General features: G+C 73.2%; 14 protein-coding genes and 1 pseudogene. 6 read left to right on the top strand and 9 right to left on the bottom strand.

The genetic code is table 11. The annotated features are described in order from the left end of the window. Nucleotides 1–75 precede the first annotated feature (75 nt). Nucleotides 76–1,140, bottom strand: a complete 1,065-nt coding sequence (locus OO52_RS35195) for a zf-HC2 domain-containing protein (protein WP_030939378.1) — start codon at nt 1,138–1,140, stop codon at nt 76–78. Continuing rightward, nucleotides 1,137–1,853: an RNA polymerase sigma factor SigE gene (sigE, locus tag OO52_RS35190; RefSeq protein ID WP_199820008.1), complete on the bottom strand. Its 717-nt coding sequence runs from the start codon at nt 1,851–1,853 to the stop codon at nt 1,137–1,139. The genes OO52_RS35195 and sigE overlap by 4 nt, the downstream gene beginning before the upstream one ends. A 234-nt stretch (nt 1,854–2,087) precedes the next feature. Between sigE and OO52_RS35185 the strand changes: the two genes are divergently transcribed. Continuing rightward, nucleotides 2,088–2,786 carry an O-methyltransferase gene (locus OO52_RS35185; protein ID WP_078629848.1) on the top strand — a complete coding sequence of 233 codons (699 nt, stop codon included), beginning with the start codon at nt 2,088–2,090 and terminating at the stop codon, nt 2,784–2,786. An 84-nt stretch (nt 2,787–2,870) separates the two neighbouring features. On the opposite strand, the gene OO52_RS48305 is transcribed toward OO52_RS35185, so the two are convergent. After that, nucleotides 2,871–3,038, bottom strand: coding sequence for a DUF3117 domain-containing protein (locus OO52_RS48305; RefSeq protein ID WP_018544333.1), 168 nt, complete (start codon nt 3,036–3,038; stop codon nt 2,871–2,873). A 372-nt stretch (nt 3,039–3,410) separates the two neighbouring features. Here OO52_RS48305 and OO52_RS35180 point away from each other — a divergent pair, with 372 nt between their 5' ends. After that, on the top strand, nt 3,411–4,214 hold the full coding sequence (locus tag OO52_RS35180) for an enoyl-CoA hydratase-related protein (protein WP_030649764.1): 804 nt from the start codon (nt 3,411–3,413) through the stop codon (nt 4,212–4,214). A gap of 13 nt (nt 4,215–4,227) precedes the next feature. Here the strand turns inward: OO52_RS35180 and OO52_RS35175 are convergent, their stop codons facing one another. Together OO52_RS35175 and OO52_RS35170 are read right to left on the bottom strand one after the other, a co-directional pair. Beyond that, nucleotides 4,228–4,815 carry a DNA-3-methyladenine glycosylase I gene (locus OO52_RS35175; RefSeq protein WP_030649767.1) on the bottom strand — a complete coding sequence of 196 codons (588 nt, stop codon included), beginning with the start codon at nt 4,813–4,815 and terminating at the stop codon, nt 4,228–4,230. After that, the gene (locus tag OO52_RS35170) at nt 4,812–5,177 is read right to left on the bottom strand and encodes a DivIVA domain-containing protein (RefSeq protein WP_030649772.1); all 366 of its coding nucleotides are present in this window, start codon (nt 5,175–5,177) and stop codon (nt 4,812–4,814) included. Before OO52_RS35170 ends, OO52_RS35175 begins: the two co-directional genes overlap by 4 nt. Nucleotides 5,178–5,316: 139 nt before the next feature. Here OO52_RS35170 and folP point away from each other — a divergent pair, with 139 nt between their 5' ends. Beyond that, a complete protein-coding gene (gene folP / locus OO52_RS35165) occupies nt 5,317–6,177 on the top strand; it encodes a dihydropteroate synthase (RefSeq protein ID WP_030649774.1) in 861 nt (286 codons plus the stop codon). Nucleotides 6,178–6,247: 70 nt separating this feature from the next. Here folP and OO52_RS35160 read toward each other — a convergent pair whose 3' ends face one another. Together OO52_RS35160 and dapE are read right to left on the bottom strand one after the other, a co-directional pair. Next, nucleotides 6,248–7,006, bottom strand: a complete 759-nt coding sequence (locus OO52_RS35160) for a TIGR00730 family Rossman fold protein (RefSeq protein WP_030649776.1) — start codon at nt 7,004–7,006, stop codon at nt 6,248–6,250. Nucleotides 7,007–7,113: 107 nt separating this feature from the next. Further along, nucleotides 7,114–8,193, bottom strand: a complete 1,080-nt coding sequence (dapE, locus tag OO52_RS35155; protein WP_030649779.1) for a succinyl-diaminopimelate desuccinylase — start codon at nt 8,191–8,193, stop codon at nt 7,114–7,116. A gap of 105 nt (nt 8,194–8,298) precedes the next feature. On the opposite strand from dapE, the gene OO52_RS35150 reads away from it, so the two are divergent. Then, nucleotides 8,299–9,312 (top strand): hypothetical protein, encoded by a 1,014-nt coding sequence (locus OO52_RS35150; protein WP_030649781.1) that lies wholly within the window; start codon nt 8,299–8,301, stop codon nt 9,310–9,312. Nucleotides 9,313–9,599: 287 nt separating this feature from the next. Further along, entirely contained in the window at nt 9,600–10,022 is a 423-nt protein-coding gene (locus OO52_RS35145) for a hypothetical protein (RefSeq protein ID WP_030649783.1), read from the top strand. A 110-nt stretch (nt 10,023–10,132) separates the two neighbouring features. Here the strand turns inward: OO52_RS35145 and OO52_RS35140 are convergent, their stop codons facing one another. After that, nucleotides 10,133–11,230 carry a bifunctional succinyldiaminopimelate transaminase/glutamate-prephenate aminotransferase gene (locus tag OO52_RS35140; RefSeq protein ID WP_030649784.1) on the bottom strand — a complete coding sequence of 366 codons (1,098 nt, stop codon included), beginning with the start codon at nt 11,228–11,230 and terminating at the stop codon, nt 10,133–10,135. A 123-nt stretch (nt 11,231–11,353) separates the two neighbouring features. Further along, complete coding sequence (gene fdxA / locus OO52_RS35135) at nt 11,354–11,674, bottom strand: ferredoxin (RefSeq protein ID WP_014674796.1); 321 nt, start codon at nt 11,672–11,674, stop codon at nt 11,354–11,356. A 140-nt stretch (nt 11,675–11,814) separates the two neighbouring features. On the opposite strand from fdxA, the pseudogene OO52_RS35130 reads away from it, so the two are divergent. After that, nucleotides 11,815–12,807 (top strand): annotated as a pseudogene (locus OO52_RS35130) (GNAT family N-acetyltransferase); the annotation flags it as partial. Nucleotides 12,808–12,827 lie beyond the last annotated feature (20 nt).

The raw sequence follows: 12,827 nt of genomic DNA, 5'->3' as shown, positions 1-12,827 counted from the left end.
CCGCCCCCGGGTCGTCGCCGCGGGAGCGGTCTCACAGGATTCAACCAGGTTCGCGGGCCGGGACGCAGTGGCCGCTCAGGGCGACTGCTGGGGCACGGCGGGAGCGGCCGGGGAAGCCGGGGAGGCGGAGGGAGCGGGGGTGGTGTCGGGGACGGGGGCGGACAGCAGGCCGGCGCCGGCGACTCCGGGCGTGGTGGACCAGTCGGCGAGCGGCAGGGCCACGGTCTCGTCGAGCCGGCGTATGAGCGGGGAGACGGCGGCCACACCGGCCAGCATCGGCGCGGTCGCGGCGCGCACCGGCTCCGCCCGGTCCTGCTCGGTGGCCAGGGACGGCACCCCGGGCAGCAGCGGCGCGGACAGGGTGGTGGGTGCGGCCGGGGCCGGTCCGGGCAGCGCACCGCCCTGGGCGAGCAGCGGTCCCACCGGGCGGCGGCGCTGGCTGTCCGGCGTGGCCGCGCCTCCGCCCGCGCCGGTGCCGGCCGAGCGGGCCGGGGTCACGTTGCTGCCCGTGCCGGAGCCGCCGCGGGCGTCCGTGGTCAGGTCGCCGGGGAGCGTGGTGGTGACGCCGCCGAGGGCGACCGCCGCCAGCGACACCGCGCCGGCGGCGGCGAAGGCGAACCGCAGCCCGCGTGAGGCGGAGCGGCCGTCGTCCGGGCGGCCGACGGGATGGATGCGGAAGCCGCGGTCCTCGGGTGGGACGGCGCGGTCCGCGCGGGCCGGGAGGAAGCCGGGTGCGCGGGCGGGCACGTACCCGAAGGGGAGGCGCTCGCCGCGCCTCACTCCGAACGGCCCCGGGACGTCGGACTCGCCGGACGGTCCGGTGGCGGGTCCGCCGCCGAGGAATCCGCCCCCGGGTGACGGCGTGCCGCCGCCGTCCAGGTCACCTCCCCCGGGGAGGCCCTGGAGACGGGCCAGGAAGCTCGCCGAGGGCGGCGGCGGGGCCGCCTCCGCGAAGACGTTCTTCAGCGCGCGCTGGGCGTCCGCCTCCGCCTTGCAGCGGGCGCAGGTGGCCAGGTGCGCGAGGACGCGCTCACGCGTCTCATGACCCAGCTCTCCGTCCACGAGGGCGGAGAGCCGGTCTCCCAGGTGCTGCTCTGCGAGGCGCGCCTCCTCGACAGGTTTCGACCGAGATCCACTCACGCGGTCGCGCCCCCTCCCCCCAGAGCGGGGACACGGGGGGCCAGGAAGGAGCGCCGCTCGGCCGCGCGGGCCTCCGGGGAGCGGTGCGCGAGCGCCTTGCGGAGCTGGGACCGGCCGCGGTGGATGCGGGAGCGGACCGTGCCGAGTTTCACGCCGAGGGTCGCGGCGATCTCCTCGTACGACAGTCCCTCGATGTCGCACAGGACGACGGCGGCGCGGAACTCGGGCGCGAGGGTGTCGAGGGCCTGCTGGACGTCGGCGTCGAAGTGGGCGTCGTTGAAGAGCTGCTGCGGGGTGGGCTCCCGGCTGGCCAGGCGATCGGCCGCGTCCTCGCCGAGGGCGTCGAAGCGGATGCGCTGCTTGCGCCGGACCATGTCCAGGAAGAGGTTCGTGGTGATGCGGTGCAGCCAGCCCTCGAAGGTGCCCGGCGAGTACGTGGACAGGGAACGGAAGACACGGACGAAGACCTCCTGGGTGAGGTCCTCGGCGTCGTGCTGGTTGCCCGTCAGGCGGTAGGCGAGTCGGTAGACCCGGCCGCTGTGCGTGCTGACGATCTCCTCCCACGCGGGCGGAGTCCACGCCTGCCCGTCCGCGTCGGTGGCGAAGGTCGCGGTCTGGGTCTCGCCTGCGGCGGGACCGGCGGCGTGGCTGTCGGCAGCGGTGTCGGTCACGGATTTCGGCCTGCCCGCCGACCCGAGGAAGCGCCGCAGCACTCCACCCCGGTCCCCGGGCGCAGCCGCACCTCCCCTGTCGGCTCTGGTGGTGTCCAGTGGAGCCCCTACCATAGCCACCTCGCCCGTTAGCTCCGGATAAGCGGTTTTACGAGAATTTGATACACGCTGATACGGCTCATGCGCCTGCGTCAGCAGTTGCTCGGCGTCCTGATCCACCTGTCGCCCCCCGTCGCGTCCCCGGTCACCGGCTCATCCTCGTAAACGCCCGGTCCCATCTGCGGGTTCCCGCCGCCAACGGATACAGTCACGCCCAGGCAACCACGGGGACAGGAGAGGGTCATTACCGGCAACCGGCAGACGAGCTGGGCGTTCGCCGACGCCTTTGTCGCCGAGGACGAAGCGCTGCGCTGGGCCCGCGAACGGGCCCGCGAGGCAGGGCTGCGCTCGGTGTCGCCCAGCACGGGCGCCGCGCTGCGACTGCTCGCCGCCTCCGTGGACGCGAAGGCGGTCGCGGAGATCGGCACGGGCTGCGGGGTGTCCGGTATCCATCTGCTGCACGGGATGCGGCCGGACGGGGTGCTCACCACGGTGGACCCGGAGCCGGAGCACCAGCAGTTCGCCCGGCAGGCCTTCCGCGTCTGCGGCTTCGCCAGCAACCGGGCCCGGTTCATCCCCGGCCGCGCGCTGGACGTGCTCCCGCGTCTCGCGGACGCCGGCTACGACCTCGTCTTCTGCGACGGGGACCGCCTGGAGTACCCGGACTACCTCGCTGAATCGTTGCGTCTGCTGCGGCCGGGCGGCCTGGTGGTCTTCGAGGGCGTGTTCGCCAACGGCCGTACGGTCGACTCCGGGCCGCAGCCGACCGAGGTGCTGCGGCTGCGCGAGCTGCTGCGCACCGTGCGGGAGAGCCAGGAGCTGGTCCCGTCGCTGCTGCCGGTGGGCGACGGCCTGCTGTGCGCCGTCAAGCGCTGAAGCCGCAGGCGGGGGCGGAGGAACGCGGCTGCCCCGGCACCGCGTACGATGCCGGGGCAGCCGGAAGGACTGATCGCTGGGGCGTCAGACGACGACCTTCTTGAGGGCGTCGCCAAGCGCCTCGGCCTCGTCAGGGGTCAGCTCGACGACGAGTCGACCGCCGCCTTCGAGCGGAACGCGCATGACGATGCCCCGCCCCTCCTTGGTCACCTCGAGCGGGCCATCACCCGTCCGCGGCTTCATGGCCGCCATGCTCGTTCCCCTTCCTGAAACCAGCTCATCGTCTGCCGACGGCCCCACGGGGGCACCCGCCATCCGAAACGGACACGCGACACCGGCATCGAACACATTGCTTCCAAGCCATTATCCCGCATCGCAGGACCCGATGACCAACATCAGTCGGCATCGCTTGGGCAACGCGCGCGAGCAAAACCACCCAATTCGGCGATGTGGCTGCGATACTGCGCCCCCGCACGAAGATCCGCCGACCGTTTCCGCTCGGGTTTTCTTTGACGCAGGTCACACGTCCGGTCCGGTCCTTGGCCGGCGATCTCCGCCATGCTGTCCTCAGACATGGACGTACTGAGCGGTACGTCACCAGCCGCGAACCGGAGGGGATGCGCCATGGCCGACACCGTGCTCTACGAGGTGAGCGACGGACTCGCGACGATCACGCTGAATCGCCCCGAGGCGATGAACGCGCTGAACATCGCGACCAAGGTCGCCCTCCGGGAGGCGGCGGAATCGGCGGCCGGCGACACGGCCGTACGGGCGATCCTGCTGACCGCCGCCGGGGACCGGGCGTTCTGCGTGGGCCAGGACCTCAAGGAGCACATCGGGCTGCTGGCCAGTGACCGGGAGACCGGGGCCGGGCAGACGATGACCACGGTCAAGGAGCACTACAACCCGATCGTGCGGGCGCTCGCCGGGGCGCCGAAGCCGGTGGTCGCGGCGGTGAACGGTGTGGCGGCGGGCGCCGGGTTCGGCTTCGCGCTCGCCGCGGACTACCGGCTGGTGGCCGACAGCGCCTCCTTCAACACGTCGTTCGCCGGCGTGGCTCTCACCGCCGACTCCGGGATCTCCTGGACGCTGCCCCGGGTGATCGGCCCGAGCCGCGCCGCCGACCTGCTGCTCTTCCCGCGCAGCATCGGCGCGCAGGACGCGCTGGAGCTGGGCATCGCCAACCGGGTCGTCCTGTGCGCCGAGCTGCGCGCGGAGGCCGAGAAGGTGGCGCGGGCGCTGGCCTCGGGGCCGACGGTGGCGTATGCGGCGATCAAGGAGGCGGTGGCCTACGGGCTGACGCACTCCCTCGCCGAGACGCTGGAGAAGGAGGACGAGCTCCAGACCCGGGCGGGGCGGTCCGAGGACCACGCCATCGCCGTCCAGGCGTTCGTGAACAAGGAGAAGCCGAAGTACCTGGGGCGCTGAGTTCCCCGCGCCCCTACCCGGCGTCTCGCGCCACGCACGTTTCCAAGTGGTCGTTGACCAGGCCGCACGCCTGCATGAGCGCGTACGCCGTCGTCGGACCCACGAATCTGAGCCCTCGCTTCTTCAGGGCCTTGGAGAGGGCCGTCGACTCCTCGGTCACCGCCGGGACGTCCGCGAGGGTCTTCGGGGCCGGGCGGGACGCCGGATCGGGGGCGTGCGACCAGATCAGGTCCTCCAGCTCGCCCCCCGGCCAGTCGGCGAGTACGCGGGCATTGGCGAGGGTGGCGTCGATCTTGGCCCGGTTGCGGATGATGCCGGGGTCGGCGAGCAGGCGGTCGCGGTCGGCCTCGGTGAAGGCGGCGACCTTCTCGATGCGGAAGCCGGCGAAGGCCGCGCGGAAGCCCGGGCGGCGGCGCAGGATCGTGATCCAGGACAGGCCCGACTGGAAGGCCTCCAGGCTGAGCCGCTCGAAGAGGGCGTCGTCGCCGTGGACCGGGCGGCCCCACTCCTCGTCGTGGTACGACACGTAGTCGACGGTGGACAGGGCCCAGGGGCAGCGCAGGGCGCCGTCCGGCCCGGGGACGGCCGCTCCGGTGGTCATCGCCGCTCCTCCGGACCCTCGCTCTTGTGGGGCTGCGCGTGGTGCGTGTGCGCGGCGGCGGCTCTGGCGCCGGCCAGCGCGGACTCCAGGTCGGCGATACGGGCGTCCCGCTCCGCCAGTTCCGCGGCGAGCCGGCCGAGCGCGTCGTCGACGTCGGCCATGCGGTAGCCGCGCGGGGCGAGGGGGAAGCGCAGGCTCTCCACGTCCGCGCGGCCCACCGGGCGGTCCGCGGGGAGGGGGTCCTGGAGCCGCTCGGGCGCCACCTCGGGCAGCGGGGCGCTCTCCCCGCCGCCCACCACCGCCAGGGTCACCGCGGCGACCACGACGGCCAGCGCGACGACCAGGAACAAGAACATCATCATCGCCTCGGGAGTCCCCACGCTCGTTACCGGACGCTGTGCCGGAAGCCGGATCTGTCAGGCTCCGATCGTGCCATGCGAGTCTGACAGTTAGGGTCACAGGCGGCCGTACTGCGGAACGTACTAGGAGAGGTCACAGCGGATGCTCAGGCTGGGCAGGCGGGAATTCGGGCCGCACGAGCCGGTGATCATGGCGATCGTGAACCGGACGCCGGATTCCTTCTACGACCAAGGAGCCACCTTCCGCGACGAGCCGGCCCTGGCGCGTGTGGAGCAGGCCGTGGCGGAGGGCGCCGCGATCATCGACGTCGGCGGGGTCAAGGCCGGCCCGGGCGAAGAGGTCACTGCTCAGGAGGAGGCGCGCCGCACGGTCGGGTTCGTCGCGGAGGTACGGCGCCGGTTCCCCGACGTGATCATCAGCGTGGACACCTGGCGCGCCGAGGTCGGCGAGGCCGTGTGCGAGGCCGGCGCGGACCTGCTGAACGACGCGTGGGGCGGGGTCGACCCGGGGCTCGCGGAGGTCGCCGCGCGGTACGGGGTGGGGCTGGTGTGCACGCACGCCGGGGGCGTGGAGCCGCGGACGCGTCCGCACCGGGTGGCGTACGACGACGTCATGGCCGACATCCTGGACGTGACCGTGGGGCTGGCCGAGCGGGCGGTCGCGCTCGGTGTGCCGCGCGAGTCGGTGCTGATCGATCCCGGGCACGACTTCGGGAAGAACACGCGGCACAGCCTGGAGGCGACGCGGCGGCTGGACGAGATGGTGGCCACGGGGTGGCCGGTGCTGGTGTCGCTGTCCAACAAGGACTTCGTCGGGGAGACGCTGGACCGGCCGGTGAAGGAACGGCTGATCGGTACGTTGGCGACGACCGCCGTTTCCGCGTGGCTGGGGGCGCAGGTGTACCGCGTGCACGAGGTGGCCGAGACCCGTCAGGTGCTGGAGATGGTGGCGTCCATCGCCGGCCACCGGGTTCCCGCCGTGGCACGCCGGGGCCTGGCCTGACCGACCGGGGGGCTCCGCCCCGCGCGAGGGCGGCGGGGTTCCGGCGGCGGAACCCCCCGGTGCCGGGGACCTAGCGGGCCGCCTCCTTGGACACCAGGGCCACCGCCTCGTCCACCTCGTCCGTCACGTGGAACAGCAGGAGGTCCTTCTCCGATGCCTTGCCCTGGGCCACCAGGGTGTTCTTCAGCCAGTCCACCAGGCCGCCCCAGTACTCGCGGCCGAACAGGACGATCGGGAACCGGGTTACCTTCTGGGTCTGGACCAGGGTCAGGGCCTCGAAGAGTTCGTCGAGGGTGCCGAGGCCTCCGGGCAGGACCACGAAGCCCTGCGCGTACTTCACGAACATCATCTTCCGGACGAAGAAGTAGCGGAAGTTCAGGCCGATGTCGACGTAGGGGTTGAGTCCCTGCTCGAAGGGAAGTTCGATACCGAGGCCGACCGAGATGCCGCCCGCCTCGCACGCGCCCTTGTTGGCCGCCTCCATCGCTCCCGGGCCGCCGCCCGTGATGACCGCCCAGCCGGCCTCCACCAGCCCCCGGCCGAGTCGCACGCCCGCGTCGTACTCCGCCGAGTCCACCGGGGTCCGCGCCGAGCCGAACACGCTGATGGCGGGCGGGAGTTCGGCGAGCGTGCCGAAGCCCTCGATGAACTCCGACTGGATCCGCAGGACCCGCCAGGGGTCGGTGTGGACCCAGTCCGTGGGGGCGCGCTCGTCCAGCAGCCGCTGGTCGGTGGTGCTGGCCGTCACCTGGCCCCGCCGTCGGAGGACCGGTCCCAGCCGCTGCTCGTCCGGCGGCTGCTTCTTCCCCACGGGATTGCCGGTAGGCATGTGCGCTCCCTCCGCTTGCCGGTAGTTCGATCTCAGACTAGATCTACGCGGGTTACGGCGGGGGGACCTGAGCGTGTCCGGCGTGCAGCGGCGCGCCCCCGCACGTGCTACGCGGTGAGCCAGCTACGCAGCCGTTCCTCGCCCGCGAGGATCTTCGCGGTCTCCACGCGCTCGTCCCGCTTGTGCGCCAGGTGCGGGTTGCCGGGGCCGTAGTTGACCGCGGGGATGCCGAGCGCGGAGAAGCGGGACACGTCCGTCCACCCGTACTTGGGCCGCGGGGCGCCGCCCACCGCCTCGATGAAGGCGGCGGCGGCCGGCTGGGACAGGCCGGGCAGCGCGCCGGGGCTGTGGTCGTCCACCACGAACTCCTCCACCCCGCAGTCCGCGAACACCTCGCGGACGTGCGCGATCGCCTCCTCCTCGGTGCGGTCGGGGGCGTACCGGAAGTTGACCGTGACCACGCACTCGTCCGGGATGACGTTCCCGGCCACTCCCCCGCTGATGCCGACCGCGTTCAGGCCCTCGCGGTACTCCAGCCCGTCGATGACCGGCCGCCGCGCCTCGTAGGAGGCCAGGCGGGCCAGGACGGGCGCCGCCGCGTGGATGGCGTTGGCGCCCATCCAGCCGCGCGCCGAGTGGGCCCGCTCGCCCTTCGTCCTGAGCAGCACCCGCAGCGTGCCCTGGCAGCCGCCCTCCACCTCGCCGTCGGAGGGCTCCAGCAGGACCGCGAAGTCGCCCGCCAGCCACTCCGGGTGGGCCTCGGCGACGTGCTTCAGGCCGTTGAGGTCGGCGGCGACCTCCTCGTTGTCGTAGAAGACGAAGGTCAGGTCGCGGTTGGGGGCCGGGACGGTGGCCGCGATGCGCAGCTGCACCGCCACGCCCGACTTCATGTCACACGTGCCGCAGCCCCACAGCACCCCGTCCGCGTCGAGCCGCGAGGGCACGTTGTCCGCTATCGGCACGGTGTCGATGTGCCCGGCCAGGATGACGCGCTCGGCGCGGCCCAGGTCCGTCCGCGCGATCACGTTGTTGCCGTAGCGGTCCACCGTCAGGTGCGGCAGGGCGCGCAGGGCGGCCTCGATGGCGTCCGCGAGCGGCTTCTCGGTGCCGCTCTCGGAGGGGAAGTCCACGAGCTGCGCGGTGAGCGCGGCGGCGTCCAGCGTGAGGTCAAGCGAGGTGTCGGCCATGGTCACGACCCTAGCGCGCCGCCCGCCGGGGCCGGGGGCGTGAACGACGGCGCGGTCCTGCGGACCCCTCGCAGGGAGCCCGGGGGGCTCCAGTACCTTGTACGCGTGTCAGAGCCGTCCCCCACCCATCACAAGCGCCGCGGACGCCTCCTCCGTTACTCCGCGGCCCTGTTGGTCCTGTGCGGCGTCGCCGCGTACCTCGTGGTGCAGTACGTCACCGGAGGCGGCGGTGCGCGCGGCTGCAAGGTGGTCTCGTCGGACGACGGGGCCTCGTACGAGTTCACGCCCGAGCAGGCGGCGAACGCGGCGACGATCGCCGCCGTCGGCACCGGGCGCGGGATGCCCGAGCGGGCCGTGACGATCGCGCTGGCGACCGCCCTGCAGGAGTCGGGGCTGCGGAACATCGAGCACGGCGACCGGGACTCGCTGGGCCTGTTCCAGCAGCGGCCCTCCCAGGGCTGGGGTTCCGAACGGCAGATCATGGACCCGGCCTACGCGGCGGGCATCTTCTACGCGCACCTGGCGAGGGTGCCGGGCTACACGGACCTGCCGCTGACGGTGGCCGCGCAGCGGGTGCAGCGCAGCGGCTATCCGGAGGCGTACGCCAAGCACGAGCAGGACGCCACGCTGCTGGCGGCGGCCCTGACCGGGCGGGCGGAGGCCGCGCTGACCTGCGACGGACGCCCGCGGCGCACGACCTCGGCGACCGGCCCGCACGCGGTGCGGGACGCGCTGGTACGGGACTTCGGGCGGGACGCGCTCCAGGAGACCGGCGCGGTGGTGGGCGGGACGCCCGTGCCGTCGCCGTCCCCGTCGCCGAGCGTGACCGCGACCGCGCACGGGCGGACGGTGACGGTTCCCGTGCCGGAGGGTGCGAAGACGGACGCGACCGGGCGTGGCGAGCGGGAGCGGGGCTGGCAGCTCGCGCAGTGGGCGGTGGCCAACTCCTCGGCGCTGCACATCGAGCGGGTGTCGTACGCGGGCCGGGTGTGGACCGCGGGGAGCGACGGCGGCGAGTGGCGGACGGCCGGGCCGGACGGGGCCGGGGGCGCGGAGAGCTCCGGCGGGAAGTCCGTGGAGACGTCCGTGGGCTCGGTGCGGATCGTGGCCGGACAGTAGTACGGACGATCACTCCGACGGGTTGTGCGGCGCCGGGGCGTCCGATGGTTCGGGCGGGTGGCGTGACCGGCGCGGGAACCCTTGGAAATCAAAGGCGGGAAGGATTCTGCACGATTTCCGGCGAACGCTGTTTGCCCGTTTTTATCCACACCTGATAATGCGACGCGTTATCCATTCTTTACCTGAGGCGTCCGCAACCTTCGCGGGCTTCGAGCGGTAGTCACGGCGTCCGAGCCGGAGACGGGCTTGGACACAGACACCGTTCTCTCCCCGTCGAATGGAGCATCATGTCCCTCCCTCTGACCCGCCGGATCGCCCGTGCCGCGCTGCTCGTCGCAGCGGGAGCGGCCGCCGGGGTCGGTGCGGCCGGCTCCGCCGGAGCGGCCACGAATCTGCCGGTGGCCACCCCGAACCTGAGCGGACTGACCGCCCTGGACGGCGCGCAGGTCGGCAACACCGTCGACAGTGCCGCGCAGAGCGTCACCTCGGCCGCGGTCAAGACTGGCGGCGGTGCCGTGAAGAAGGCGGCCCCGGCGGCGCAGAAGGCCGCGGGCGACGCGGCCGGGACGGCGGGCGGTGTCCTGGGGGACGCGGCCTCCGGCGCGACGAAGGGCGGGCTGCCGACGGACTCCCTCACCAAGGGCGGGCTGCCGACGTCGTCCCTGCCGACGTCCTCCCTGCCGGCCAAGGGCCTGCCGCTGGGCGGCTGAGCGGCCGGCGCTGAACGCCGACGGGGTCCAGGTCTGCTTCCTGGGCCCCGTCGGCTTTCGTGTCCACGGCGGTGGCGGCAGCGGCCGGCGGAACGGGTGGGGGGGCCGGGCTACGCGGTCAGGCGCGCCACCGCCGCCCGTACGCGTTCGTCCGTCGCGGTGAACGCCACGCGTACGTGGTTCTCGCCCGCCTCGCCGTAGAAGTCGCCCGGGGCCACCAGGATGCCCCGGGCGGCCAGACGGGCGACCGTGGTCCAGCAGGACTCGTCGCGGGTGGCCCAGAGGTAGAGGCTCGCCTCGCTGTGTTCGATGCGGAAGCCGTTGGCGACGAGCGCCTCCCGGAGGGCCTCGCGGCGGGCGGCGTAGCGCTCGCGCTGCTCGTGGACGTGGACGTCGTCGCCGAGCGCGGCCACGACCGCCGCCTGCGTCGGTGCGGAGGTCATCATGCCGCCGTGCTTGCGGATCTCCAGGAGGGGACCCAGGACGGCCGGGTCGCCGGCGATGAAGGCCGCGCGGTAGCCCGCCAGGTTGGAGCGCTTGGACAGGGAGTGGACGGCGACGATGCCGTCGCAGGAGCCGCCGTTGACGTCCGGGTGCAGGACCGAGACCGGGTCGGCCTCCCAGCCCAGCTCCAGGTAGCACTCGTCGGAGAAGACGAGGACGTCGTGGGCGCGGGCCCAGGCGACGATGTCCGTCAGCTCCTGCCGGGAGAGGACCTTGCCCGTGGGGTTGGACGGCGAGTTCAGCCAGAGCAGCTTCAGGCCGGCCGGGTCCAGGTCGCGCGGGTCGTCGTAGACCTCGTACTCGGCGCGGGCCAGGCGGGCGCCGACCTCGTAGGTGGGGTAGGCGAGGCGCGGGTACGCGACCTTGTCGCCGGGGCCGAGGCCGAGCTGGGTCGGCAGCCAGGCCACCAGCTCCTTGGAGCCGACGACCGGCAGGACGTGCCGGTGGGTGACCCCGCGGGCGCCCAGGCGGCGCTCCAGCCAGCCGGTGATCGCGTCGCGCAGGGCGGGGGTGCCCCAGACGGTCGGGTAGCCCGGGGAGTCGGCCGCGTCGATCAGGGCCTTCTGGACCAGCTCGGGGACCGGGTCGACCGGGGTGCCGACGGAGAGGTCGACGATGCCGTCCGGGTGGGCCGCGGCCGTCTTCTTGTACGGCTCCAGCTTGTCCCAGGGGAAGGTGGGAAGCCGGTCGGAGACTGCGGACACGGGAATCAGGCTCACTTTCGTACGGTGCGGCAAACACCTCGGTCCCGTGCGGCGGTGATCAGGGTGATCCGGGCCGTACGGGACCGAGGCGGCGCGGTTGGCGGCCGCTTGACGCTCAGACGGTCACTCGCCCTGCGGCGGCAGCGCGGCGACGAAGGGGTGGTCGCGCTCGATCAGCCCCAGCTTGCTGGCGCCGCCGGGAGAGCCGAGCTCGTCGAAGAACTCGACGTTCGCCTTGTAGTAGTCCTTCCACTCCTCGGGGACGTCGTCCTCGTAGAAGATCGCCTCGACCGGGCAGACCGGCTCACAGGCACCACAGTCGACGCATTCGTCCGGGTGGATGTACAAGGACCGCTGGCCCTCGTAGATGCAGTCGACCGGGCACTCCTCGATGCACGCCTTGTCCTTGACGTCGACACAAGGCTGCGCGATGACGTAGGTCACGCTGTCGTTCCTCCTCGATAGGGCGCTGGCGGGCCTCCTCAGGCTCCGCCGCCTGGCGCGCGGGAGCGCGGCGTCGTCGATGCCCGCCCCTAGTATCTCCGTTCCGGAGCATGATCCGAACAGGAGGGGTGAACTGACCAGTGGAAATCTCGGCGAAAGGACGCCCAGAGGTCCGAATCACCCCTGCTGACGTGGGGAAACGGGTCTCTGTACGGCGGTTGGGCGAACCAGGTGCCGGACCGGAGAAGTTCACTGACACGGTGGGTGTTCTCACATCATGGGACGGTGGCGTGCTCATGATCACACGGCGGGACGGCGAACGCGTCCGGATCCCGCAATCCGCGCTGGTCGCCGGGAAGGTCGTGCCCGCCGCCCCGGCGCGGCGCAGGGGGCCCGCCGCCACGTACCCGGAGCTGGCGCGGGTCACCTCCCGGGCGTGGCGGCCGGTGGAGAGCGAGCGGCTCGGCGAGTGGGAGTTGCGGGCGGCGGGCGGGTTCACGCGGCGCGCCAACAGTGTGCTGCCCCTCGGGGACCCCGGGCTGCCGCTCGACGCGGCCCTGGCGGCCGTACGACGCTGGTACGGCGAGCGTGGCCTGCCCGCGTACGTGCAGACCGCGACGGGCGCCGAGGGCACGCAGGAGCTGCTGTGCGCGGAGCTGGAGCGGCGCGGCTGGGTGCGGGAGGTGACCGCCGAGCTGTGGATCGGGCCCCTGGCGCCGGTCGCGGACCGGGCCGCGGGCGCGGGCGTGGTCCTGTCCCGGACGGCGGACGAGGCGTGGCTCGGGCGGTACCAGCGCAAGGGGGTGAGCGAGGTGGCCCTGCGGGTGCTCGGGACCGGGCCGTCGGTGTGGTTCGCCTCCGTGCCCGGGGCCGGGGAGGGCGAGCCGCCGGCGGCGATCGGGCGGTGTGTCGTGGACGGGCGGTGGGCCGGGTTCGCCGCCGTCGAGGTGGACCCCGGCCGGCGCCGGCAGGGGCTGGCCACCGAGGTCATGGCCGCGCTGGCCCGGCGCGCGCTGGAGGAGGGCGCCTCGGCGGCCTGGCTCCAGGTGGAGACGGACAACGAGTCCGCCCGGGCCCTCTACGGCGCCCTGGGCTTCGCGCCCCACCACGCCTACCACCATTACCGGGCCCCCGAAGAGCGGGTCCGACCGGA

It is taken from the genome of Streptomyces flaveolus (genome assembly GCF_000716535.1).
In the GTDB taxonomy this organism is placed as follows: domain Bacteria; phylum Actinomycetota; class Actinomycetes; order Streptomycetales; family Streptomycetaceae; genus Streptomyces; species Streptomyces flaveolus_A.
This window is presented reverse-complemented; position numbering and strand designations above follow the sequence as displayed.

Bases quoted from the DNA above. Each gene is read 5' to 3' on its own strand.
- OO52_RS48305 (WP_018544333.1), bottom strand. From the start codon at position 3,038: ATGGCGGCCATGAAGCCGCGGACGGGTGATGGCCCGCTCGAGGTGACC.
- OO52_RS35180 (WP_030649764.1), top strand. From the start codon at position 3,411: ATGGCCGACACCGTGCTCTACGAGGTGAGCGACGGACTCGCGACGATC.
- OO52_RS35175 (WP_030649767.1), bottom strand. From the start codon at position 4,815: ATGACCACCGGAGCGGCCGTCCCCGGGCCGGACGGCGCCCTGCGCTGC.
- OO52_RS35170 (WP_030649772.1), bottom strand. From the start codon at position 5,177: ATGATGATGTTCTTGTTCCTGGTCGTCGCGCTGGCCGTCGTGGTCGCC.
- folP (WP_030649774.1), top strand. From the start codon at position 5,317: ATGCTCAGGCTGGGCAGGCGGGAATTCGGGCCGCACGAGCCGGTGATC.
- OO52_RS35160 (WP_030649776.1), bottom strand. From the start codon at position 7,006: ATGCCTACCGGCAATCCCGTGGGGAAGAAGCAGCCGCCGGACGAGCAG.
- dapE (WP_030649779.1), bottom strand. From the start codon at position 8,193: ATGGCCGACACCTCGCTTGACCTCACGCTGGACGCCGCCGCGCTCACC.
- OO52_RS35145 (WP_030649783.1), top strand. From the start codon at position 9,600: ATGTCCCTCCCTCTGACCCGCCGGATCGCCCGTGCCGCGCTGCTCGTC.